The sequence below is a fragment of the Nocardia vermiculata NBRC 100427 genome, assembly GCF_001613265.1.
Taxonomy (GTDB): domain Bacteria; phylum Actinomycetota; class Actinomycetes; order Mycobacteriales; family Mycobacteriaceae; genus Nocardia; species Nocardia vermiculata.
The window spans coordinates 158,110-179,127 of sequence record NZ_BDCA01000001.1; the positions used below are offsets into that span (position 1 = coordinate 158,110).

Annotated in this window: 20 protein-coding genes and 1 riboswitch; of the genes, 14 read left to right on the forward strand and 6 right to left on the reverse strand. The window is 67.0% G+C overall.

What is annotated here, in order from left to right; genetic code table 11:
* Nucleotides 1–4 precede the first annotated feature (4 nt).
* Nucleotides 5–442, forward strand: a complete 438-nt coding sequence (locus tag NV2_RS00740; RefSeq protein WP_067867667.1) for a VOC family protein — start codon at nt 5–7, stop codon at nt 440–442.
* 46 nt (nt 443–488) lie between these two features.
* Here the strand turns inward: NV2_RS00740 and NV2_RS00745 are convergent, their stop codons facing one another.
* The gene (locus tag NV2_RS00745; RefSeq protein ID WP_067867670.1) at nt 489–1,010 is read right to left on the reverse strand and encodes a PadR family transcriptional regulator; all 522 of its coding nucleotides are present in this window, start codon (nt 1,008–1,010) and stop codon (nt 489–491) included.
* Between the two features lie 58 nt (nt 1,011–1,068).
* On the opposite strand from NV2_RS00745, the gene NV2_RS00750 reads away from it, so the two are divergent.
* The 4 genes from NV2_RS00750 to NV2_RS00765 all read left to right on the forward strand — a co-directional run bounded on the left by NV2_RS00750 (nt 1,069) and on the right by NV2_RS00765 (nt 6,345).
* Nucleotides 1,069–1,761: a VC0807 family protein gene (locus NV2_RS00750; RefSeq protein ID WP_067867673.1), complete on the forward strand. Its 693-nt coding sequence runs from the start codon at nt 1,069–1,071 to the stop codon at nt 1,759–1,761.
* Between the two features lie 404 nt (nt 1,762–2,165).
* Nucleotides 2,166–3,908 carry an ArnT family glycosyltransferase gene (locus NV2_RS00755; protein WP_245662378.1) on the forward strand — a complete coding sequence of 581 codons (1,743 nt, stop codon included), beginning with the start codon at nt 2,166–2,168 and terminating at the stop codon, nt 3,906–3,908.
* A 96-nt stretch (nt 3,909–4,004) separates the two neighbouring features.
* Complete coding sequence (locus NV2_RS00760) at nt 4,005–4,385, forward strand: hypothetical protein (RefSeq protein WP_067867677.1); 381 nt, start codon at nt 4,005–4,007, stop codon at nt 4,383–4,385.
* Complete coding sequence (locus tag NV2_RS00765; RefSeq protein ID WP_067867680.1) at nt 4,378–6,345, forward strand: caspase, EACC1-associated type; 1,968 nt, start codon at nt 4,378–4,380, stop codon at nt 6,343–6,345. The genes NV2_RS00760 and NV2_RS00765 overlap by 8 nt, the downstream gene beginning before the upstream one ends.
* Before the next feature lie 14 nt (nt 6,346–6,359).
* On the opposite strand, the gene NV2_RS00770 is transcribed toward NV2_RS00765, so the two are convergent.
* Together NV2_RS00770 and NV2_RS00775 are read right to left on the reverse strand one after the other, a co-directional pair.
* Entirely contained in the window at nt 6,360–6,791 is a 432-nt protein-coding gene (locus NV2_RS00770) for a pyridoxamine 5'-phosphate oxidase family protein (RefSeq protein ID WP_067867683.1), read from the reverse strand.
* 117 nt (nt 6,792–6,908) lie between these two features.
* Nucleotides 6,909–8,225, reverse strand: coding sequence for an aminotransferase class V-fold PLP-dependent enzyme (locus NV2_RS00775; protein ID WP_067867686.1), 1,317 nt, complete (start codon nt 8,223–8,225; stop codon nt 6,909–6,911).
* A 43-nt stretch (nt 8,226–8,268) separates the two neighbouring features.
* Nucleotides 8,269–8,381: riboswitch (SAM riboswitch) on the reverse strand.
* 226 nt (nt 8,382–8,607) lie between these two features.
* Here NV2_RS00775 and NV2_RS00780 point away from each other — a divergent pair.
* The 8 genes from NV2_RS00780 (at nt 8,608) to NV2_RS00815 (ending at nt 17,311) form a co-directional block, all read left to right on the forward strand.
* Nucleotides 8,608–9,447 carry a 2OG-Fe(II) oxygenase gene (locus NV2_RS00780; protein ID WP_067867689.1) on the forward strand — a complete coding sequence of 280 codons (840 nt, stop codon included), beginning with the start codon at nt 8,608–8,610 and terminating at the stop codon, nt 9,445–9,447.
* Nucleotides 9,447–10,133 carry a tRNA-dependent cyclodipeptide synthase gene (locus NV2_RS00785; RefSeq protein WP_067869046.1) on the forward strand — a complete coding sequence of 229 codons (687 nt, stop codon included), beginning with the start codon at nt 9,447–9,449 and terminating at the stop codon, nt 10,131–10,133. Before NV2_RS00780 ends, NV2_RS00785 begins: the two co-directional genes overlap by 1 nt.
* On the forward strand, nt 10,130–11,503 hold the full coding sequence (locus NV2_RS00790; protein ID WP_067867692.1) for an MFS transporter: 1,374 nt from the start codon (nt 10,130–10,132) through the stop codon (nt 11,501–11,503). The genes NV2_RS00785 and NV2_RS00790 overlap by 4 nt, the downstream gene beginning before the upstream one ends.
* A complete protein-coding gene (locus NV2_RS00795; protein ID WP_084473754.1) occupies nt 11,500–13,122 on the forward strand; it encodes an ABC transporter substrate-binding protein in 1,623 nt (540 codons plus the stop codon). The genes NV2_RS00790 and NV2_RS00795 overlap by 4 nt, the downstream gene beginning before the upstream one ends.
* 10 nt (nt 13,123–13,132) lie before the next feature.
* The gene (locus tag NV2_RS00800) at nt 13,133–14,086 is read left to right on the forward strand and encodes an ABC transporter permease (RefSeq protein ID WP_067867695.1); all 954 of its coding nucleotides are present in this window, start codon (nt 13,133–13,135) and stop codon (nt 14,084–14,086) included.
* Nucleotides 14,083–14,949: an ABC transporter permease gene (locus NV2_RS00805; RefSeq protein WP_067867698.1), complete on the forward strand. Its 867-nt coding sequence runs from the start codon at nt 14,083–14,085 to the stop codon at nt 14,947–14,949. Before NV2_RS00800 ends, NV2_RS00805 begins: the two co-directional genes overlap by 4 nt.
* The gene (locus NV2_RS00810; protein WP_084473755.1) at nt 14,936–16,411 is read left to right on the forward strand and encodes an ABC transporter ATP-binding protein; all 1,476 of its coding nucleotides are present in this window, start codon (nt 14,936–14,938) and stop codon (nt 16,409–16,411) included. The genes NV2_RS00805 and NV2_RS00810 overlap by 14 nt, the downstream gene beginning before the upstream one ends.
* Before the next feature lie 78 nt (nt 16,412–16,489).
* Nucleotides 16,490–17,311, forward strand: coding sequence for an acyl-CoA thioesterase domain-containing protein (locus tag NV2_RS00815; RefSeq protein WP_067867701.1), 822 nt, complete (start codon nt 16,490–16,492; stop codon nt 17,309–17,311).
* A gap of 142 nt (nt 17,312–17,453) precedes the next feature.
* On the opposite strand, the gene NV2_RS00820 is transcribed toward NV2_RS00815, so the two are convergent.
* Entirely contained in the window at nt 17,454–18,509 is a 1,056-nt protein-coding gene (locus tag NV2_RS00820; RefSeq protein WP_067867703.1) for an NAD(P)H-binding protein, read from the reverse strand.
* Nucleotides 18,510–18,589: 80 nt separating this feature from the next.
* On the opposite strand from NV2_RS00820, the gene NV2_RS00825 reads away from it, so the two are divergent.
* A complete protein-coding gene (locus NV2_RS00825; RefSeq protein WP_067867706.1) occupies nt 18,590–19,165 on the forward strand; it encodes a TetR/AcrR family transcriptional regulator in 576 nt (191 codons plus the stop codon).
* A gap of 95 nt (nt 19,166–19,260) precedes the next feature.
* Here NV2_RS00825 and NV2_RS00830 read toward each other — a convergent pair whose 3' ends face one another.
* Nucleotides 19,261–19,617: a DoxX family protein gene (locus tag NV2_RS00830; protein ID WP_067867709.1), complete on the reverse strand. Its 357-nt coding sequence runs from the start codon at nt 19,615–19,617 to the stop codon at nt 19,261–19,263.
* Nucleotides 19,618–19,758: 141 nt separating this feature from the next.
* Nucleotides 19,759–20,835 (reverse strand): fatty acid desaturase family protein, encoded by a 1,077-nt coding sequence (locus NV2_RS00835; protein WP_067867712.1) that lies wholly within the window; start codon nt 20,833–20,835, stop codon nt 19,759–19,761.
* Nucleotides 20,836–21,018 lie beyond the last annotated feature (183 nt).

A 21,018-nucleotide genomic window follows, 5' to 3' on the forward strand; every position in this document is an offset into this window, starting at 1 on the left:
GCGCATGCCCATCAAACTCGAGAACGTCGGCATCGCGGTTCGCGACCTCGAAGCGACGATCGCGTTCTTCACCGACCTCGGTCTCACGGTCATCGGCCGGGACACTGTCAGTGGCGAGTGGACCGATACCGCTGTCGGCCTCGACGGCAATCACGCGAATATTGCGATGCTCCAGACACCGGATGGCAACGGCCGGCTCGAACTCTTCGAGTACATCCATCCCACGGCGATCGAGTCGGAACCCACGCGCCCCAACGAGATCGGTATGCATCGCGTCGCATTCTCGGTCGACGACCTCGACGCCGCCCTGGAGATCGCGGCGAAACACGGCTGCTATCCACTGCGCGGGGTGGCGAATTATCAGGACGTCTACAAACTCACCTACGTCCGCGGGCCCAGTGGCATCATCGTGATGCTGGCCGAGGAATTGCAGGGAAGCTGATTCTCGGGGGCGATCCGGCAGTGCCGCCGAGCACAGCACCACTCACTCACTCCATCCGTTTGCGCTGTTCACCGATCGCCCACTCCGCCCACTCCCCGATCGCGCGGTAGGCGAAAATGCCGAACTGTGCCGCGTAGACGCCGGGGAGGTCCGCGCCGTCGGCGGCCGCGTCCTTGTAGGTCAGGGTCAGCTCGTCGAGCGTTTCGGCGGTGCGTGCCGCGATGGCTTCGAGGGCGCCTGTTGCTTCTTCGGGGGTGAGCCCGCCGATGAGGAACATCCACAGCAGAAGGGGATTTCGGACGGTGCCTTCCTCCGGGCCGCGGAGGAGCCAGGCGTGCAGGTCGGAGCGGCCGGTCTCGGTCAGGCCGTAGACGCGTTTGCCGCGGGTGCCCTCGGCGACTACTTCGATGGCGCCTTCGTCGGCCAGTTTGCGCAGCTCCGGGTAGATCTGGCTGTGCTTCACGCTCCAGGCGTGCCGGCCGATTCCCTGTTCGAACCGCTGGGTCAGCTCGTATCCGGTGGCGGGGCAGTCCCGAAGCAAACCGAGCAGTGCGTAGCGAATCGTCACGAACCGAAGTCTACCAGTAAATATTGACATGTAAATTCTAACATGTCACGGTTTACGTATGACACAGAGCGCGACCACCTCGACGTCACGAACCGACCGACCCGACACCGCCACCCCACCGGCGGACACCCCACAACATCCGATCGCGACCATCCTGTGGGGCATATTCCTCGACGCGGGATTGGCGATCTTCGTCTATTTCGGGCTGCGGACAGCCGGGGTCGAGCCGTACTGGGCGCTACTCGCGGGAGCCGGCGTCGCCGGATTGCGGCTCTTGTACGGACTGGTGCGTGCTCGCCGGATCGAGGGGTTCGCGGCCTTCATGTGTATCGGTTTCCTGATCGGCACCGGCTTGGCATTCCTCACCGGAAGCGACCGGTTTCTCCTACTCAAGGACTCCTTCTCCACCGCGATACTCGGCCTGGTATTCCTGGGCAGTTGTTTCGTCGGAAAACCGTTCATCTTCCATGCCGCCAAGCGATTCCGCGCCGCAGGCAGCCTGCAGGATCAGCAGTGGGACCGGAACTGGCAGGAACTACCCGGCTTCCGTCGCACCTTCCGCACGCTGACCATGGTCTGGGCAGCCGGGTTCCTGCTCGAATCGGTGGTTCGGGTGCCGCTGATCTACCTGCTGCCGATCGACACCGCGGCGGCTGTCTCAGCAGTCCTCATGCCCACAGTGCTTGTCGCACTCCTGATCTGGACCAGGCGTCGCGGTCGGCACGCCGAACAGCGCTTGATGGGCCTGTGACTGCACAGGTCATCGAGGGGCCGGTCCCGGTAGGGTCTCGACATGGCGCAACGATTTGTCATCTGGGATCTTCCGAACGAACTGAATCCGCGGCAGCGGTCGTCGACGCCACCAATACCATTCCGGCATCGGCACAGTCGTTCGTCAGATCGAAGCCTGCGTTCGGTGGACCTCAGGCTCGGTGGTCGAATTCACCACTGGCCCAGCGTATGTGATTGCCCGCCGACCGGTGCACCACCTGCCGCGCATTGACCGAAGCACTAGCGGTCAGAGCGCCGCCCGCGCCAGCGGATTGACAGCTACCGCTACTTGTTTCAAGATCAGCTGGATTGGTCCGATACTTCGCGGGGGAAGCAGAAACTGTTGCATCCCTTGGCAACAGCTTTCGAACATGGGTTTTCCAGATGGTTGAGACAGTGATGGCACGGCCGCAGGAGCAGGCCGTGCCGCAGGGGGAATTCCAGCAGCGCCGTGGCCCGTCGTGGTGGACAGCATCGGCCGCGGTGCTGAGCGGAATGGCGTTATTGGCCTGGCAGGCAGCGCAATACGGCCAGTGGGTGGTGGATGATGCCGGGATCACCTTTGCCTACGCACGTAGTGTCGCCGAGGGTGCGGGGCCCGTACTGCAACCCGGCTCTCCACCGGTCGAGGGGTTTTCCGACCCCACTTGGCTGCTCGTGCTGGTGGTCGGCAAATGGTGCGGCTTGTTCGACTCCGGCAGCCTCTTCGGCATCCCGGACTTCGTGCTCTATCCGAAAGCGATCGCACTGTTGTGCTGCGGCGGAATCCTGGTCGCCACCTACCTTGCCGCGCGGCGCGTGACGCGGTGGCCCGCACTGGTCACGCTCGCGACAGGCGCACTGCTGGCAGCGATCCCCTCATTCGTGATCTGGTGTTTCTCCGGTCTGGAGAACTCACTGTTCGCGTTGGCAGTGTGCGCGCTCGCGATGCACCTGTTCGTGGCGGTGCACGACGAACGCTTGTGGACACCCACGGTGGCCGTGACAGCGGGACTGATCGCCGCGTTCGCGGCGCTCACCCGGCCCGACGGGCTGATCTATTTGGCCGCATACCCGCTGGTTTCGGTGCTTCTGGTGCGGCGGGCCAGCTGGCGCATCGCACTGACACCGACGTTGTACTCCGGTGTCGCGTTCGCTGTTCCGTTCGGGGCCTATCTGCTGTGGCGGTTCACCGAATTCGGCCGACTCGTCGCGAATACGGCGGTCGCGAAAGGCCAGGCGACACCGACCGTGCACGATCTGACCAGGGCCGGCGATCTGGTGCACTATGCGGGCGCGCCCGCGGTGATAGCTGTTGTCGGCGTGACCGGACTCGCGCTGGCCGCCCCGGGCACCCGCCGCGACCGGATGGTGGCCCTGCTGGTTCCGTTGTCGCTGGCCACCATCGCCTACTGTGTGCTGCAACCGGATTGGATGGAGCAGTTCCGCTTCGCCACCCCGGTGTGGGCGCTCGCCGCATTCGTAGCGGTGCTCTCCGCCACCGAGGTACTGACCGGACTGGGCACCCGGGCCCGCAGTCTGGTGGCGATGGTCCTGGTCGCCTCGCTCGTTCCGTCGGGGGTCGCCTGGGCCGGCGCCGCCGAGTCCTATCGCTCGGATTCGGATATCCCGCTGTGCTGGATCGCTTTCCGGTTCGGGCGCTACTTCAACGGCTACGCCGACCTGCTCGGCCTGCAGCAGGGCACGCTGCTGGCACCGGATATGGGTGGAAGTGCACTGACATCGCGGCTGCAGCTGATCGATCTGGCCGGCCTCGCCGACGCCCGGATCGCCGACATCTATGCAGGCGAGGCCGACATCACCCTCGCGGACTATGTATTCGAGGAGCTCGAACCGACTTTCGTTCACACTCACGGAGTCTGGATGCAGAACGGGCTCACCGTCGATCCACGCATGACCCGCGACTACTACCGCATCCAGCAGTCGGAGAACACTGCCAGCCCGGACGAGGACTGGGTCCGTAAAGACGCGGTGCGCGACGAACATCAGCTCGAACAACTACGCCGATATTCGGGTTCGGTACTGCCGGACCTGTTGTCCGACTATCAGAAGACCGGCGAGTGCGGAACGGAACTACGACCAGGTCAGACCGTGGCACACCCGGGGACTGGAACCGCGTCGCCGTAGCGGCGATACCTGGTGCTCCGGCGATCTCGACAGCCAATCACCCCAGCAACGTTGAAGCTTCCAGTAAACTTGTGGAACGCGATGAATCGAGGGGATATGACCGTCAGCGGGTCGGATCTGTTTGTTCAGCTTGCCGATGCACAACTGGTGCCGGACGAGGATGCGCCGGTGATGCTGCGGCGCCTGAGAACGGATTTGCTCGACCTCGATGTCGCCGCAGTGGATGTGCTGTCGCTCGAATCCGTCCCCGAAGGCGCGAAGAGCGTGTCCGGCACGGTGGGGGCGCTCGCAGTCAAGCTGGCCGGACCGGCAGTGTTGAAAGCGCTGGTGGCGCGGGTGCGGGATTGGGTCACCCGTAACGGACGCAGCGTCGAGATCACGCTCGACGGGGACACACTCAAACTCACCGGCGTCAGCCGGCAGCAACAGGACGAACTGATTGCTGTCTGGCTGGCCCGCCACGAAGGCGGTGCCTGAGTTCCACGGGGCGCGCGCAGCCCTGCTGATCACTACCGCTGCCTACGCCGATTCGACATTGAGTCAGTTGCGCGCCCCGACTCGAGACGCGGCCGGTATGGCCGCCGTACTGGCCGATCCGCAAATCGGCGGCTTCGAGGTCACCGAGATCAGCGACGAACGCGACTATGTGATGAAGCGAGCCGTCGCCGCCTTTCTGGACCACCGAACCACCGATGATCTCATCGTGGTCTATCTGTCCTGCCACGGCATTCAGGACGCGCACGGCCGGCTGTACTTCGCCGCGACCAACACCCGCCGGGACGAGCTACGCGCCACGGCGATCGAATCCTCCTGGCTACTGGACGCATTGGAGGAGTGCCGGGCCCGGCGTCAGGTCCTGATCCTCGATTGTTGTTTCAGCGGTGCGTTCGCCCACACCAAGGGCGGCGATGCCGCGGTCGACCTGGAACATCAGTTCGCTACCGCGGGCCGTGGCCGGGTGGTGCTGACGGCGTCGCGAGCCGAGGAATACTCCTACGAGGGCCGGCTTCCGGACGCCGACGACGCATTCGAGTCGGCGTTCACCGCAGGCTTGATCGCGGGCCTGCGCAGCGGGGATGCGGACGAGAACCGGGACGGTCTGATCACGGTGGAGGAGGCGTATCAGTACGCCGCCGACCACGTCCATTCGCACGGCGCCTCGCAGACCCCGCAACGCTGGGTGTACGGCGGCGAAGCACCGATCATGCTGGCGCGCACCGCCCGTGGGGTATACACCGGCGCCACCCCACCTCCGGAAACATCGCAACTGGCGCTGGAGAGTTCCCGCGCGACGATCCGGCAGGCGGCGATCGCCCTGCTCGAGAACTGGCTGCGCACCGCGGACCCGGCACATCAACTGGCCATCAGCGCCATCCTGGAGTCCATCGTCGGCGGCGGGAGCCCCACCCCGACCCCGGAACAGGTCGCCGGGCCGCAGGCCGCCGCGAAGTCATCGGCAGCCTCCGCCGATGATCCGCCCATCTCGGAGGAGAAACCGATGCCCACCTCCGGCGACGCTCACCCACCCGGTCGACGACTTCCGTTCTGGAGAAGACACCTGTGGGCCCTGCTCGGCGGTCTCGCGGTGCTCGTCGTCGCTGCCGCCACTCTCGGCGTGATCATGACCGATGCGAACTCCGACCGACAGCCGAGCACGCTGCCGTTCAGCGGACTTGCCCACCCGTGGGGAGTGGCGGTCGACAGCTCGAACAACGTCTACGTCACCGACAACGAGAGCAACCGGATTCTGAAATTACCTGCAGGAAAACATAATCAGCAGCAACTGCCGGTGCCCGATCTCGACGGCCTTCCGCTGTCTCGTCCCGCCGGTATAGCGGTCGACGACTCGGGCACCCTGTACGTGGCCGATCAGGGCAACAATCGCGTGCTGAAGTTGCCGTCCGGCTCCGGCGACGACACGACCGCAGCACAGGTCCTGCCCTTCAGCGGTCTCACCGCTCCCGCCGGAGTGGCAGTCGACGAATCCGGCGCCGTCTACGTCGCCGACTACTCACACGACCGCGTGCTGAAGTTGCCGAAGAATTCCGACACCCAAGAGGTGCTCCCGTTCACCGACCTGCACAAGCCCATGGATGTGGCGGTCGATCAGCAGGGCGGGGTCGTCGTCACCGACACCATCGATCACGAGGTGCTGCGCGCGCCGGTAGATTTCGGATACCAGGAGCCACTTCCCTTCCCCGACCTCGACGGTCCCACCGGGGTGAGTGTCGATCAGCTCGGCAACGTGTACCTCGCCGAGCACGGGAAGAACAAACGGGTGCGGAAGTGGTCTCCGGACTCCGAGCAGCTCACCACCCTGCCGATCGACGGCCTCGCCAATCCCAACACCGTCGCTGTTTCCGCTGCCACGATCTACGTGGTCGACTTCGACAGGAACGACGTGTTCACGGTGCCGATCGAACAGTCCTCGCCCTAAGGACGAGGAGGCTGTCAGGCTCCGTCCGAGTAGTCCTGCGTGATCCAGCGATCGGGGCGGATGGTGAATAGCACCGAGGCGAAGTCGTCCATGCCGTCGGTGAAGGCTCGACCGTCCTCCGGCCCGAGATAGCGGATCGCGATCTCCTCCCGTGCTTCTCGCGGTGCCGGTGTGGTGGCGTCGACCACCGTGCCCTCGACGATCGCGTACCGGTACGGCGGTTGTTCGCGCTGCACGGTGACCGTGACAACGCCGGCCTCCCGGACCAGCTTGGCCTTGCGACTGTCGGCCCCGGTGTTGATCCGGATATCACCACCAGGGGTGTAGTCGTACCAGATCGGCACGGCCACCGGCGGGCGCCCGTCTTTCGCGGCCACCGCAAGCACCGCGACGTGCTTCTCCGCGAGAAACTGCTGACGTTCGGCTTCGGTCAAAGGTTTCGGCATGTGAGTGCCAACACAGTCGAGCGGTGCGGCTATTCCCACCGGACATCGGCCGTACTCCCCCGGACCGGATCGCCGAAACGAGCACATCCGGCCGGGCCCTCGGACCTCGCGGCGTCGTCAGTTGCAGGGGGCCGCACCGACCGCAGCTCCGCCCGCAAGGCGCTCCCGCGTCTCGGGTACCGGGCTCCACTGCCCGATACTGTTGCTGTAATCCCATCCCGGTCCGTGCCCGACCAGCGCGGTGACGGCGTCTATCAGCCGGTCGACATCGGCGAGGGTGGTACCCAGGCCGATGCTGGCGCGCAGTGCCCCGTCGACGCCGAGGCGGGTCAGCAGCGGGTGGGCGCAGAATCGTCCGTCGCGCACGCCGATTCCGTGTTCGGCCGACAGGTATGCCGCGACATGGCCCGGGGCGAAGCCGTCGACGGTGAACGCCACGATCCCGACACTGTCGGTGCTGTCGGTCCAGATGCGCAGGAACCGCACTCCGGCAAGGGTTTCCAGTCCGGTGCGGAGACGCTCGGTGAGATGGTGTTCATGCGCGACGACATCGGTGTCGTGCAGCGCACCGAGTGTGTCGCATGCGGTCGCGAGCGCGACCACACCCAAGACGTTGGGCGAACCGGCCTCGTGCCGTTGCGGAGCAGGTGCCCATTCGACGTCGGCGGCGCTCACCTCCCGTACCGCACCGCCGCCGGCTAGATAGGGGTCGGCGGCATCGAGCCAATCCCGGCGGCCGACGAGTACACCGGCCCCGAACGGGGCGTACAGCTTGTGACCGGAGAAGGCGAGATAGTCGACAGCGTCTGCACGCAGGTCGATGCGCCGGTGGGGTGCGAGCTGCGCGGCGTCGACCAGGATGCGGGCACCGAAACGGTGGGCGAGCGCCGCCAGGCGGTCCAGCGGCAGGATTTCGCCGGTCACATTCGAGGCACCGGTAACAGCAAGCAGCGCAGCGGGTTTGCGCCCTAATTCCGCGGCGATGCGTCCGATCGTCTCCTCGATCGTGTCCGCGGCCGCCACGACCCGGCGTCCCCGCCGTCGCCAGGGCAGGAAGTTGGCGTGATGTTCGATATCGAGCACCACTGTGTCGCCGGGCACACAGGTGGCCAGCAAGTTCAACGCGTCCGTGGTGTTGCGGGTGAACACGACGACCTGGTCGGCGGCGCAGCACACGAAGCGGGCCACCGAGTCGCGGGCGGATTCGTAGCAGTCGGTCGAGATCCTGGAGGCGTAACCGGCGCCACGGTGCACGCTGGCGTAATACGGCAACACCTCGGCCAGCCGGTCGGTCACCGTGGTCAGCGCGGGCGCGCTCGCGGCGTAATCGAAGTTGGCGTAGGTGCGAGTTCCGCCCTGCACCAGGGGAACTCGCAGATCGCGGCCGGACACTGCAGGCACAGCGTGGTCGGTACGATCGATGGCGACGGTCATCGAGACTCCTCGGGGTCAGGGACTCCGAGTGGATGACAGCCGAAGTCCGCGCTTGCCGCGCCGAACTGGCGACGGCCAGGTCGTCACCCGGAGCACCCCACCGCGGAGGAGGGTTGCCGACCAGCAAGCCGGGGCTTCACGCTGGCACTCATGACCTGCAGCGAGAGTGGCAGACGATTCCGCTGCTTGTCAACCTCCGGGTGCGCACGCCCCGTTGCCCTCACCCTGATTAATAACGTCTGACCTGCACGGCCTCACCTCGCAGGAGAACCGACCTGTTGCCGTAAGTCGTTGCCGCGCTTACGTTCTGAATGCACGTGCCGTCCGCCCTGGCGGACGATCGCATCGACGCCGGTATACGCCCGGCACGGGGAGAAATACGATGACCGAAACACTCGACAGATCCGGGTCCCAGGATGGCCGCACCACCGGCCGTCCAGTGGACCCGCACATTCTCACCACGACGATCCGCGACTTCTCTGCCGACCATCTGCTGCAACTGCTGAAAGGTGACGTCTACGCGGTGCGAGTGCGCGACGTCGTCACCGGCCCCGCGCTGGACGGATTGCGCGGTCGTTTCGTCGGCCGCGAGGATCACGGCCCGCTCGGCACCGATCCGCAGTTCCGGCGGATCGGATACGCCTTCTCCGAAGTCGGCGCGGGAGGACAGTCCACCTACTTCGACGAGGCCGCCGAACACCGCAGCCGGCTGCGTGAACTCGCCGCACCGTACGAGTATCCCGCCGACACCATCCGGATCCTGCTCGACGAAACCTGGCCGGCCGGAACAACACTGCTCACCTCGCAGAGCCGCAAGTTCTTCGCCGGGGTCGTCCGGTATCAGCTCGGCGGCGTGGATCTGGAGCCGCACACCGACAACGTGCAACGGGGTCTGCCGGACGACGACGTGCTCGGCATCCGCCGCCAGTTGTCGGTGAACGTCTACCTCGACGTCCCCGACGAGGGTGGCGAACTCGAGGTCTGGGACTCGTATCCGTCCGAAGACGATTACCGGGCACTGTCCGGGGCGCGGGTCTGGGGCGTCGACCGGGACGCTGTCGGCGAGCCGGCGCTCACGGTTCGCCCCCGAGTCGGGGAGGCGATCTTCATCGATCCCCGGCGCGTACACGCCGTCACCCCGTCCCGGGATCGGCCGCGCGTGACGATCGGGCTGTTCATCGGAGTCCGCGGCCGCGACCAGCCGCTGGGGGTGTGGAGCTGATGACACTCACCGCAACCACGCCGGTCGGGTCCGCATCGCACAAGGCGGCGTTCGACCTGAAGGGACGACAGTACGACTACGCCGACCGCTCGGCCATCCTGTTGGTGAGCGTCGGCGCCGACTATCACGAGGGTGAGAAGTTCGGCGCCACCATCGATCTGCTCAACCGCAGCGGGTTCGGGCAGATCACCGTCGCCGTGGCCGATACGCTGCAACGCCACAATCTGGGGATCGAATCGGCGCGCGCCTACGCCGAATCGAGGAGACGCGGCGATCAATGGGTGGCACGCAACCGCCCGCTGCTCGATCTGCTCACCGCAGACACCGACATTCTCCGCTGGGACGACGCCCTCGTCGACCCGGAGTATCCGCGAGCGTTGCGCGATGTCCGGGCGGCGTACACGTCGAACACAGGGTATCGGGCGGCGATCGACACGACCATCGATCGGTTCGTCGCCCGCCGCGACGGCGATGGCGCGGATCTCGAGCGGGTACGGCAGCGCTGCCTCGCCTACCTGCTCGAGGAGGTGCCGATCATCCAACCGCTCTGGGCCGCACAGGGTTACGACTTCGTCGTCTATCCGCAGCAGATTTCCGCAGCCATGCAGGCGACGCGCGAACTGTTCGTCGCCGACGGGGCCGCGTGGCTGCCACTACGTTTCAAGAAGCGCAGGTCCGCGCGGTGAGCGTCGTCGACCGGGACATCACCGCCGGACGGCGCACGACCGGGTTCATCGGCCTGGCCACGGCCTCGTTCCTCGGTTGTATCGACCTGACGATCGTGTCGACCGCACTGCCGGCGATCACCCGTGACCTGACCACGACGATCGGCATCTCGCAGCTGGTGCTCAGCGGATTTCTCACCGCACTCGCGATGTTCATGGTGACAGCGGGACGGCTCGGGGACCGGTTCGGTCGCCGGCGCGTCCTGCTGGCCGGGCTCGCTGTCTTCGTGGTCGGTTCGGTGGGCGCGGCGCTCGCTCCGGGGATCGGCTGGCTCATCGTGGCCCGGTTCGTGCAGGGTGCAGCCTGCGCCGTGCTCTACACCGGCACATCCACGCTGGTGGAACAGCTGTTCCCGGAGGGTGAGCGCGGACGTGCGGTGGGGTGGCTGTACGCGGTGAACGGTGTCGGCCTGGCCATCGGGCCGGTATTCGGCGGACTGCTGGTACCCGCATTCGGGTGGAGTTCGGTGTTCTGGATCAATGTGCCGTTCGGGCTGGTGGCGATCGTGCTGATTCTGGCGGCGGTCCCCGCACCCGAGCCTGCCGGCCACACCGCCGCCGACCCCGTCGGTCAAGTGCTGCTCGCGGTGACCGTGGCCGCGGCGGTCGCCTTCGTCTCGCTGCCCGAGAGTGCCGGATGGCTGAGTCTGCCGGTACTGAGCGCCGCCACCGTCGCGGTACTCGGGGCGGCCGGGTTGATCGTGGTGGAACGGCGGGCGAACCAGCCGCTGCTGGACATCGCGTTGTTCACGCACCCGCGCTTCGGTGCGGCACTGCTGTCGGACTTCTTCCTCGCCGCGTTCTACGCCTCCGCACTCCTGGTGCTTCCGCCGTATCTGACGGATCGGCACGACCTCGGTGAACGCACGATCGGCGTGTCGCTGCTGCTGGTCAGCGCGACCATGGCGCTCACCTCGCCGCGGGTGGGACGCTGGGTGGACCGCGTGGGGCCGATCACGCCGTTGCGCTACGGATTCGGCGCCCTCACCATAGCCGCGGTCGCCACCCTGATCGGCGGTGTCTCGGGATCGCTGGTCGTGCTGCTGACCGGTTTCGTGTTCTTCGGGCTCGGCTGGGCGTCGATCCTGGCGCCGGCCACACTCGCCGCCCTGTCCTCGGTACCTGCCGCCGAATCCGGATTCGCGATCGGCGCGTCGTGGACCTTCCACAATCTGGGCGGCGCACTGGGGGCCGCCGTCGCGGCGGCAATCTACGTGTCGTCGGACGCTTCGGGCGGGCTGGTATCCGTCGCGGTGCTGCTGCTGGCCGTATCGCTCACCGCGCTGATCGCGAATCTGGTGATCACCGACCGGAAAGGAGTCCGGTCATGACCGAACTCGATGTGGCTGAACCCCGAAACGGCAGCCGCCTCACTCCCACCGTGCGCGCGGTGACCGCCGCGCTCACCCTGTCGCTCGCACTACCGCTCGCGGCCTGCGGCGGGGCGGCTTCGGCCTCCGACACGCTCCGCTACGGGTTGTCTTCGGCGCCGAGCTGCGCGGATCCGGCCCAGGCGAGCACCAACCAGACCGTCAACGTGACCAGGCAGGTGGTCGACTCACTGGTCGACCAGAATCCCGAGACGGGCACGGTCACTCCGTGGCTCGCCGAACGATTCGACATCTCATCGGATGGGCGCAGTTTCACCTTCACGCTGCGTCCGGACGTCACGTTCAGCGACGGGACACCACTCACCGCCGGGGTGGTGAAGCAGAACTTCGACACCCTCGCGGCACCCCGGCCGGGTGCCGGCTCGACCCGCACACTGCAGGCCTCCGGGTTCCTGCTCGGCTACGACCGCACCGATACTCCCGATCCACGCACCGCGATCGTGCGGTTCGAGTCACCGAATGTGCAGTTCCTGCAGGCTGCGGCGACGACCCAACTCGGCATTCTCGCGCCGTCGACGGTGAACCGCTCGTTCGACGAGCGCTGCATCGCGGCCAACGTCGTCGGCACCGGCCCCTTCACCTATTCCGGCTGGGAACAGAACCGGTCGGTGACACTCACCCGTCGCGACGATTATCGCTGGGCCGCCGATATCGGTCTCGCCGATGAAAGCCGCTATCGGAAGGTCGAATTCAGCGTCGTCCCCGAGTCCGGGGTGCGGGCGGGCAGCATCGGGTCGGGCCGGCTGGATGCCACGGCAGATCCGCAACCGCAGGACCGCGATACCCTCACCTCGGTGGGCGCCACCCTGGTGTCGCGACCGAATCCCGGGCTGCCGTTCGTGATTCAGCCGAATCTCGCGCACGGTGTCCTCGCCGACCGGGAGGTGCGCCGCGCCGTGCTGACCGCCCTCAACCGCCCGGAACTGGTGGACACGATCCTCGGCGACGGCTTCGAACCGGCGACGAGCGTGCTGGCGTCGACGACTCCGGGCTACCACGAGGACGCGGGCGTCCGGTACGACCCGAAGGCATCCGAACGCGTGCTCGATGCCGCCGGTTGGCGTCGGTCGGGTGAGGGCGTCCGCGAAAAGGGCGGGCAGAAGCTGACATTCGATGTGATCTACTCACCCGAGTTCTACGGCAACAAGCCGATCCTGGAGCTCGTCCAGCAGCAGTTACACGCGGTCGGTATCGGTGTGACCATCAGCGCGCTGTCCAACGACGATTTCCTGTCCCGCCGCTCGGCCGGTGACTTCGATGCGGTGTACTACAACGTCACCCGCGCCGATCCGGATATCCTCCGATCACGGGTGAGCGCCGGTGGGACCAACTACTCGCACCGCCAGGCTGATCCGCAGATCGACCCGTTGCTCGACCGGCAAGCCGGGGTGGCCGATCAGGACGAGCGGAACCGGATCGTCGAACAAGCTCAGACCCGGGTGATCGCGGCCGGTTACGCGATTCCGGTGGTCGAACTGTCCCAGGTCGCCGCTGTCGCAGCCGGATTCGACGGGATCGGGTTCGACGCCTCCGGTGTGCTGCGATTGCAGTTCCGGTGACGGGTGGATCATGACGAATGTGTTCGTGCGCGCCGTGCTGGGCCGCGTGGCTGCCGGGGTGGTCGTGGTGTGGGCGGTGTTCACCCTGGTGTTCGGGATCCTGCGGGTGCTGCCCGGCGATCCGGTCTCCCTCGCGGCGAATGCCGACAGCGGCGGTGTCCCACCGTCGGCGGCGACGATCGCGGCATTGACCGCGCAGTACGGTCTCGACCGGCCGCTGTGGCAGCAATATCTGTCCGCACTGGGTGATTTCGTCACCGGCGACTGGGGGACCTCGGTGGTCACCGGGCAACCGGTCACGACGTCACTGCTGGACGCGCTGCCGTCCACCGCGGCACTGGCGGCGGCAGCCTTGGCGCTCGGTGCGGTGGTCGCGTTCGTCCTCGCCTTCGCCGCGACGTTCCGGCCCGACGGGATCACCGCGCGGGTGCTGGGACAGCTGCCGTCGATCCTGGTGTCACTGCCGACCTTCGCCGTGGGCCTGGTGCTGATCCAGGTGTTCGCATTCGGGTTGGGCCTGGTCCCCGGATTCGGTGAGGACGGCGTATCCACGCTGGTACTGCCGGCGATCACGCTCGCCATCCCGATCGCCGGATATCTGGGCCAGGTGATGGCGGCGGGAATGCGGGAAGCGGCCGCGCAACCGTTCGTCGACGTCGCCCGCGCGAAAGGCGCATCGGAGGCGGCGGTGCATCTTCGCCACGTCGCCCCCGCGGCGGCATTGCCGGCGCTGTCAGCGCTCGGCGTCCTCATCGGTGCCGCCCTCGCCGGTGCCGTCGTCGTGGAGACCGTGTTCTCCCGCGCCGGTCTCGGCCGGCTCACCCAGCAGGCGGTCGCCGCCCACGACGGACCGGTACTGCTGGCCGCGGTGGTGATCTCCGCGGCGATCTTCGTGGTGGTAACCCTCGCCGTCGACCTGATCAGCCCGTTCATCGACCCTCGAGCCGGAAGTGTGCACGGATGACGAACTTCGTGGGACCGCGCGTCCGGGACGTCACGCTGCGGCGATTCACGGCGCGGTGGCCGTTTCCACCTGTCGCCACTGTGATTTCGTCGGTGGTGCTGGTGCTCGTGCTGGTCGCGGCGGCGGCGCCCGCACTGCTCACCCGGAGCGATCCGTTCGCGGTGGCGCCCGCCGACCGGTTGCAGGCGCCCGGACTGTCACATCCGTTCGGGACCGACCGGTTGGGTCGTGATGTGTTCACCCGCGTCATATACGGCACGGGGGCCTCCCTGACCGCGGCCTTGGTTGCCGTCGCCATCGCGGTGATCAGCGGCGGGCTCATCGGCGTCGTCGCAGGCTATCTCGGTGGCCGGCCCGACCGGGTCGGAATGCGGATCGTGGATGTGCTGCTCGCCGTGCCGAGCCTGCTGCTGTCGATGACGGTGATCGCCGCGACCGGCGGTGGGACGCTCGAACTCGGTGTCGCGGTCGGCATCGCCGGTGTCGCCACGGCGGCACGCGTCGTCCGGTCTCGCACCCTGCAGTTGCGGTCCGCGCCGTTCGTCGAGGCGGCGGCGGTCAGCGGGTGGAGCCGGCCGGTCGTGGTGAGCAGACATATCGTGCCGCACCTGTGGCCGACGGCGGCGGCGGTCGCCTCCGTGGAATTCGGGCAGGCCGTGCTGGCCGTCGCCGCACTGGGCTTCCTCGGATTCGGGCCACCACCGCCTGCCCCCGAATGGGGTTCGATGGTCGCCGACGGTCGCGCATTCCTCGCGGACGCGTGGTGGCTCACCGCCCTACCGGCTCTGGTCATCATGGTTGTCGTGCTCGCCGCCTACCGGATCTCCCGGGTGATCGAAGGAGCACATCGTGCTCGAGATTGAAGACCTGAACCTCACTTTCGGCGATACTCGCATCCTGCGCGAGGTGAGCCTGCAGGTGCAGCCCGGGGAGGTCGTCGCTGTCGTCGGGGAATCGGGAAGTGGGAAGTCCTCCCTCGCACGCACCATTCTCGGGCTGCACCGCGGGCGGATCCGGGTGGCGGCAGCGCGGCTTCGGCTCGACGATTCCGAGCTGCCCGCGCCGGGCTCCCGAGCATGGCGATCGGTGCGGGGCCGGCGGGTCGGTTATGTGCCGCAGGATCCCGGGAGCTCACTGAATCCGGTGCAGCGCATCGGAAGTCAGGTGCGTGAGGCACTGCGCCTGTGCGGCAAACCATCCGGTGAGGCCGACGCCGTAGATCGCCTCGCCGAGGTGGGGCTGGCGGATCCGTCGTACGTGCGGCGGTACCCGCATGAACTCTCCGGCGGGCAGCGGCAGCGCGTCCTGATCGCCATGGCTCTGGCCGGACGCCCCGGTCTGGTGGTTGCCGACGAGCCGACCAGCGCGCTCGACGCCGAGGTCGCCGATCAGGTACTCGACGCTCTCACCGCACAGGCCACCGGCGGCACCGGCCTGCTGCTGATCACCCATGATCTGCGGGTCGCGGCGGACCGGGCGCATCGGGTCGTCGTGCTCGACGGCGGCCGGGTAGTGGAGGCGGCACCGGCCGAGCAGGTACTGCAGAACCCGGAAAGCACTGCGGCACAAGCTTTGCAGCGGGCCATGCCGGGCCGCAGGGGTCCGGTGGCGGCCTCCGCACCGGGGGAACCGGTGTTACGCGCCCGGCAGTTGAGCAAACGGTTCGGCGCGGTCACCGCACTGGACTCGGCAGAACTGACCGTGCATCGCGGTGAAACGGTCGCCGTCGTCGGCCCGTCCGGCTCCGGCAAATCGACACTGGCCAGACTGCTGACCGGGCTGACCACAGCCGATACGGGTCACGTCGAAACAACCGGCGGGCGCGTGCAATTGGTGGCCCAGAATCCGCTGACAGCCTTGGATCCACGCTGGACGGTGGAGCGAATCGTGGCGGAATCACTGCATCCGTCGCTGGGCCTCACCCGGCCTCAGCGGGCGCAACGGGTACGCGAGGTCCTCGACGACGTCGGCCTCGGTGCCGACTTCGCCCGCCGCCGGCCCCACGAACTCTCCGGCGGCCAGGGCCAGCGCGTCGCCATCGCCCGAGCCCTGGCCCCACGCCCCGCCCTCATCGTCCTCGACGAGGCAGTATCGGCCCTGGACGTCGTCTCCCGGGCAACGGTCCTCGACATCCTCGCCGACCTACAGGCCTCACACGGCACCGCATACGTATTCATCACCCACGACCGACTCGTCGCCCGCGACATCGCCCATCGCACGATAGAAGTGCGCGGCGGGCGAGTGCGCGAACTCTCCACCGCCGAGACCACCAGGGACAATTCCGCCGCTACGCCGCCGGCAATGCTGAGCAGCCCACACCGATAACCACACCGCGTGCCGCATACGATCGCGGCACAGTTCGATCGAGGCTACTGCTCGGGTACTACTGATGGACGGTTCACTATGACGATGTCGCTGCAGGTTCCCACCCCGCTCGGGGATGTGCGCCTCGAGGGAGACGGACCGACGTTCCGGTCACTGATGCCGCCGGAACTGTGCTTCCAGGGAATTGGTTTCGGGGGTTACTCGGCCGCGATCGCCGCGCTGGCTGGCTTCGTGCAGTTGCCCGGCCGCACACTGCGCAGCATCCACGCCGTGTTCACCGCCCCGATCGAACCGGGTCCGCTCGATGTGACGGCGAACGTACTCTCCGCGGGCCGCAGCTGTGGAATGTGCGAGATTACCGTCGCACAGAAGGGCACCCCGGTCCTGACCGCGCTCGCCTGGTTCGTCGATCCACGGATGATGAACGATCGCGAAGCCCCTGCCACACAATCACTTTCCTTCAACAGCTACGACGAGTTGCCCTGGGTCGTCGAGGTGGCACCGTTCCTGAAAGGGCTGAACCTGCGGGCGATCGACTACCCGCTGACCGAAGACACCTTCTGCGACGGGCAGGGACGCGTCGCACTATGGGCCGTACCGGACGCCGCTGCATCGGCGGATCGCCGGGCCGCAGAAATCTCCGGGCGCCTCACCGACATCATGTTCTTCGATGCGTTTCTCATGGACAGCGGCCTGCGAACCGAGCCCGCGCAGACTCGCATGATCAGCTTGGACCTGTCGGTCATCTGGTCCACCGGACACGAGGCACCCGCGCCCACGCTGCTGGAAGCCGACGGACGTATCGACCGTCAACTGGCAACCACGCAAGGCACCCTGCGTGATACCACCGGAGCAACGCGAGCATCGGCTACCTCTCAATGCCGAATCTTTCGAGCCTGAGGCGGAGTTCACCCCTCGCGCAGCAGGAATTCGAGGGCCACCCGCTCGAATGCTTCCCTGGCCTCGATCATCACCCAGTGCCCATCATCGACCAGTAGGGCGCATACCCGAAGTTTCACCCGAGCGACTGGTACACCTCGGCTCAGCTCGAGACCACGAATTCACCGCCGGCAGCCAATGCCAGTTCCGGGCCGAAGAGCCTGGCCGGGGTGAACGCGCCGGGACGGCCCTCCCCCGCGGCCAGCCGACGACCGACCTCGGCGAGAGCGCCGACCGTGAAGGTCATGGCCTCGCCGGTGCGCAACCAGCCCTCACGCACGCGACCGGACGGCCATTCGACGCGGGCGCGACCCCACGACGACTCCCGTGGACGCTCCTTGGCCGTGGTGGTCGTGACGGCGGCCAGGCGGCGGGTGGCGAAGGCGGTGAGGCCGGGCAGGCGCAGTGTGGCACCGATCATCGGCATCGCCGCTCGCGCAACAGGGTTGGCGGGAACCAGAGCCGAGCCGGCGACGACCGATGTGGCGCCACTCGCCTGCCACGCGGCGAAGAGTTCGCCGCTGCCCAGGGAGGCCGTGGTGATCACGTCGCCGCCGGGGGTGGTCAACTGTTCGGCGGCGCCGGCTGCCCGGGTTCGCGTGATCCGTCCCTGCCGTACTTGGCGTCCGCCCTCACGCAAACCTTGAACAATGGTGGCGGCCAGGGCTTCTCCGAGAGCGCCGGACTCGATCGCGACCGAGGCGATGGCATCGACGCGCACGCGTGCGGGCTTCTCCTCCCCCTCGAGCAGATGCCACAGGATGCCTTCGGTGGCGAGCACACCGAAGCCCGCGCCGGAGACCAGCGTGCGGCCGGTCGCCACCGCGTCCCGGTCCATCGCGTGCAGTGACTCGAACGAGCCCAGTTCGTTGGACACGTCGACGTAGTGCGTTCCCGGCGGGCAGGCTCGGACGACCTGCGGCGCCGTGACCGCGAACGGACCCACGGTATTGATCACGACGGCCGGCGCCTCGTCGGCCAGCCGCGCACACACCTCGTCGAGCGAGCCGGTCACGGCCCGGGCGTCCGGGCTCAGCCGGGCCAACCGCTCCCGGTCCCGGCCGGTCACCACCACGTCGACACCTTCGCCCTGCAAGCGCTCGACAACTTCCCGGCCGACCCGTCCGGTCGCGCCGAGTACCCAGATCTCACCTGTCATGTTTGCCTCCATAGCGATGGCACGTCATGTCATCACTATGGCACACCATGACACGTCGTGTCATCACTAGGATGTGGCGTATGGGTCGATGGCAACCGGGTACACGCGAACGGCTCGAGCAGGCCGCGCTCGATCTCTTTCTCGAGCACGGCTTCACCGAGACCACCGTCCCGCAGATCACCGCGCGCGCCGGACTCACGACCCGCACCTTCTTCCGGCACTTCGCCGACAAACGCGAGGTGTTGTTCTCCGGTGAGGAATCGGTGCCCGACCGAGTCGCACACCTCATGGCCGAGGCACCACCGGCACTGCGCCCCATGGAGCTGATCAGCGCATGCCTGGCCCCCGCCGCGGCCCAGATCTTCGAGGGCCGCAGCCTCGACTACGTGCGCCGCCGCCGGGCCGTGATCGACGCCGAGCCCGCCCTGCACGAACGCGAGCTACGCAAGTTCGCGCTCCTGGCTCAGTCCCTGGAACGGGGCTTTCGCGACCGCGGCGTCGACGATCTCACCGCACAGGTAGCCGCCGAGCTCGCGGTCACCACCCTCCGGATTGCAGTGACCCGCTGGCTCGAGCAACACGGCGACTCCGACCTCCCGAAGGTCATCGACGAAACTCTGACTGCCATAAGACATCTCACAGCCACGCCGACCTGACAACCAAGCAGTGCGCTCACACGATCGAGAGCGACACCGCCCCGCTCGATCAGTCCCCGAAGCGGGCAACCAAACGTCCTGCGGCCTCCCGGGCCTCACCACGCGCCGTGGTCGAGCAACCCCAGGACGAGGACGGCTACGGCGGTGAGTAGGAAGACGATGCCGCCGACGATGTTGTGGGAGCCGACCCGCAGGTGGGCACCGATCGCACCGATGAAGTAGAGCACCAGGCCGCAGGCGGCGAGGGTTCCCACGAGCGGTAGCGCGAGCCCCGCCAGCAGACCCACGGTGCCTGCCGCCAGCAGCAGTCCCAGTACCGGAACATACTTTCGCGGAATGCCCTTCATATCGGCCTGAGTCTTGGGGTATTCGTGGCCGATCAGGTAGGTGACGGCGGCGGCGCCGTTGAAGAGCACGCCGAGCGCGGTGACGACGAGGAAGGCGGTGGACACGTTCTCTCCCAACCGTAGCGGGCAACGCTATCGGCTGCCCCGCGACGATCGTAACGCTGGTCGACGCCTCGGAATCGGAGTTTCGGCGCCTATCGGGGAGAGATGCCGGCTGCTGATCCAGCCCTACTGGGCCGGGAGCGTCTACTGCGTTTCAGGTACCTGGTGCGCTACTTCCTTGCGCAACGGTGCTCCGGCCTGGTGCAGGTGCCGCAGCGCTTCGCCGTACGACCGGATCAGCCCCGTCTCGTGATACGGCACGCCGATCTCGGCGCAGTATTCACGCACGATCGGTTGTGCGCGACGCAGATTCGGTGACGGCATGCTCGGGAACAGATGGTGTTCGATCTGATAGTTGAGCCCACCCAGAGCGATGTCGGTGAGTGCACCGCCGCGCACGTTGCGGGAGGTCAGCACCTGCCGGCGCAGGTAGTCGGGGCGGTCGTCGCCGGTCAGGGTGGGCATACCCTTGTGATTCGGGGCGAAGATGGAGCCCATGTAGAGACCGAACAGCGCTTGGTGGACGACGAGGAATGCGAAAGCCTTGTCCACGGGCAGGATTACGAACAGCGCGGACAGGTAGAGGGCGAAATGTCCGAGGAGAAGTACGCCCTCCAACCCGCGGCGTTTGATCGATCGGTTGCCGAGCGCACGGAGGCCGGCCACATGCAGGTTCACACCCTCCAGCAGCAGCAGCGGGAAGAACAGGAAGGCCTGTGCCCTGCCGATCAATCGAGGCAGGCCGCGACTGGCCCGAGCCTGCCGCTGCGACCAGACCAGGACGTCGGGCAGCACATCGGGGTCGAGCTCCTCGTGGTTCGGATTGGCGTGATGGCGGGTGTGCTTGTCCTGCCACCAGCCGTAGCCCAGACCGATCCCGGCGTTGCCGACCGCCCGGCCCGCGATTTCGGCCGGGCGCCGCAACCGGAAGACCTGCCGGTGTGCAACATCGTGCATGACCAGCGCGACCTGAGCGAACGTCACAGCCATGACCGCCGCTACCAACAGCGTCCACCACGAGTCGCCGACAAGAAAGAACGCTGCCCACCCGGCCACGAAGGCGATCCCGACCAGGGTGAGCCGGACGGCATAGTAGACGGGCCGCCGTTCCATGAGTCCCGCGTCGGAGATCCTGCGCAGCAGGCGAGGGTAATCATTGTTGGCGCCGCTGCGCCGCGATGATCGTGGGGTCGGCGTCGGCGCCACGGCAACTGTCGTCATATGTTCTTCCTGAGAGGTGGGACCGAGAGGGTGCCGCCACCCCTTTCCGGTCCGGCGAAGATCTGAAATATGTTCCGGCTGAACATATTTCGTCGCCGATAACGTGTGGTGGCGATGTCGATAGCCCCAAGCTACCCGACAAAATCTCGTTGCATCTCATACTCGGGTATGGCATGAGACGAG

Excerpts from the sequence above, each read along its gene's own strand:
- NV2_RS00755 (WP_245662378.1), top strand. The coding sequence starts at position 2,166 with ATGGTTGAGACAGTGATGGCACGGCCGCAGGAGCAGGCCGTGCCGCAG.
- NV2_RS00740 (WP_067867667.1), top strand. The coding sequence starts at position 5 with ATGCCCATCAAACTCGAGAACGTCGGCATCGCGGTTCGCGACCTCGAA.
- NV2_RS00775 (WP_067867686.1), bottom strand. The coding sequence starts at position 8,225 with ATGACCGTCGCCATCGATCGTACCGACCACGCTGTGCCTGCAGTGTCC.
- NV2_RS00760 (WP_067867677.1), top strand. The coding sequence starts at position 4,005 with ATGACCGTCAGCGGGTCGGATCTGTTTGTTCAGCTTGCCGATGCACAA.
- NV2_RS00815 (WP_067867701.1), top strand. The coding sequence starts at position 16,490 with ATGACGATGTCGCTGCAGGTTCCCACCCCGCTCGGGGATGTGCGCCTC.
- NV2_RS00835 (WP_067867712.1), bottom strand. The coding sequence starts at position 20,835 with ATGACGACAGTTGCCGTGGCGCCGACGCCGACCCCACGATCATCGCGG.
- NV2_RS00820 (WP_067867703.1), bottom strand. The coding sequence starts at position 18,509 with ATGACAGGTGAGATCTGGGTACTCGGCGCGACCGGACGGGTCGGCCGG.
- NV2_RS00800 (WP_067867695.1), top strand. The coding sequence starts at position 13,133 with ATGACGAATGTGTTCGTGCGCGCCGTGCTGGGCCGCGTGGCTGCCGGG.
- NV2_RS00770 (WP_067867683.1), bottom strand. The coding sequence starts at position 6,791 with ATGCCGAAACCTTTGACCGAAGCCGAACGTCAGCAGTTTCTCGCGGAG.
- NV2_RS00750 (WP_067867673.1), top strand. The coding sequence starts at position 1,069 with ATGACACAGAGCGCGACCACCTCGACGTCACGAACCGACCGACCCGAC.
- NV2_RS00780 (WP_067867689.1), top strand. The coding sequence starts at position 8,608 with ATGACCGAAACACTCGACAGATCCGGGTCCCAGGATGGCCGCACCACC.
- NV2_RS00795 (WP_084473754.1), top strand. The coding sequence starts at position 11,500 with ATGACCGAACTCGATGTGGCTGAACCCCGAAACGGCAGCCGCCTCACT.
- NV2_RS00805 (WP_067867698.1), top strand. The coding sequence starts at position 14,083 with ATGACGAACTTCGTGGGACCGCGCGTCCGGGACGTCACGCTGCGGCGA.
- NV2_RS00785 (WP_067869046.1), top strand. The coding sequence starts at position 9,447 with ATGACACTCACCGCAACCACGCCGGTCGGGTCCGCATCGCACAAGGCG.
- NV2_RS00825 (WP_067867706.1), top strand. The coding sequence starts at position 18,590 with ATGGGTCGATGGCAACCGGGTACACGCGAACGGCTCGAGCAGGCCGCG.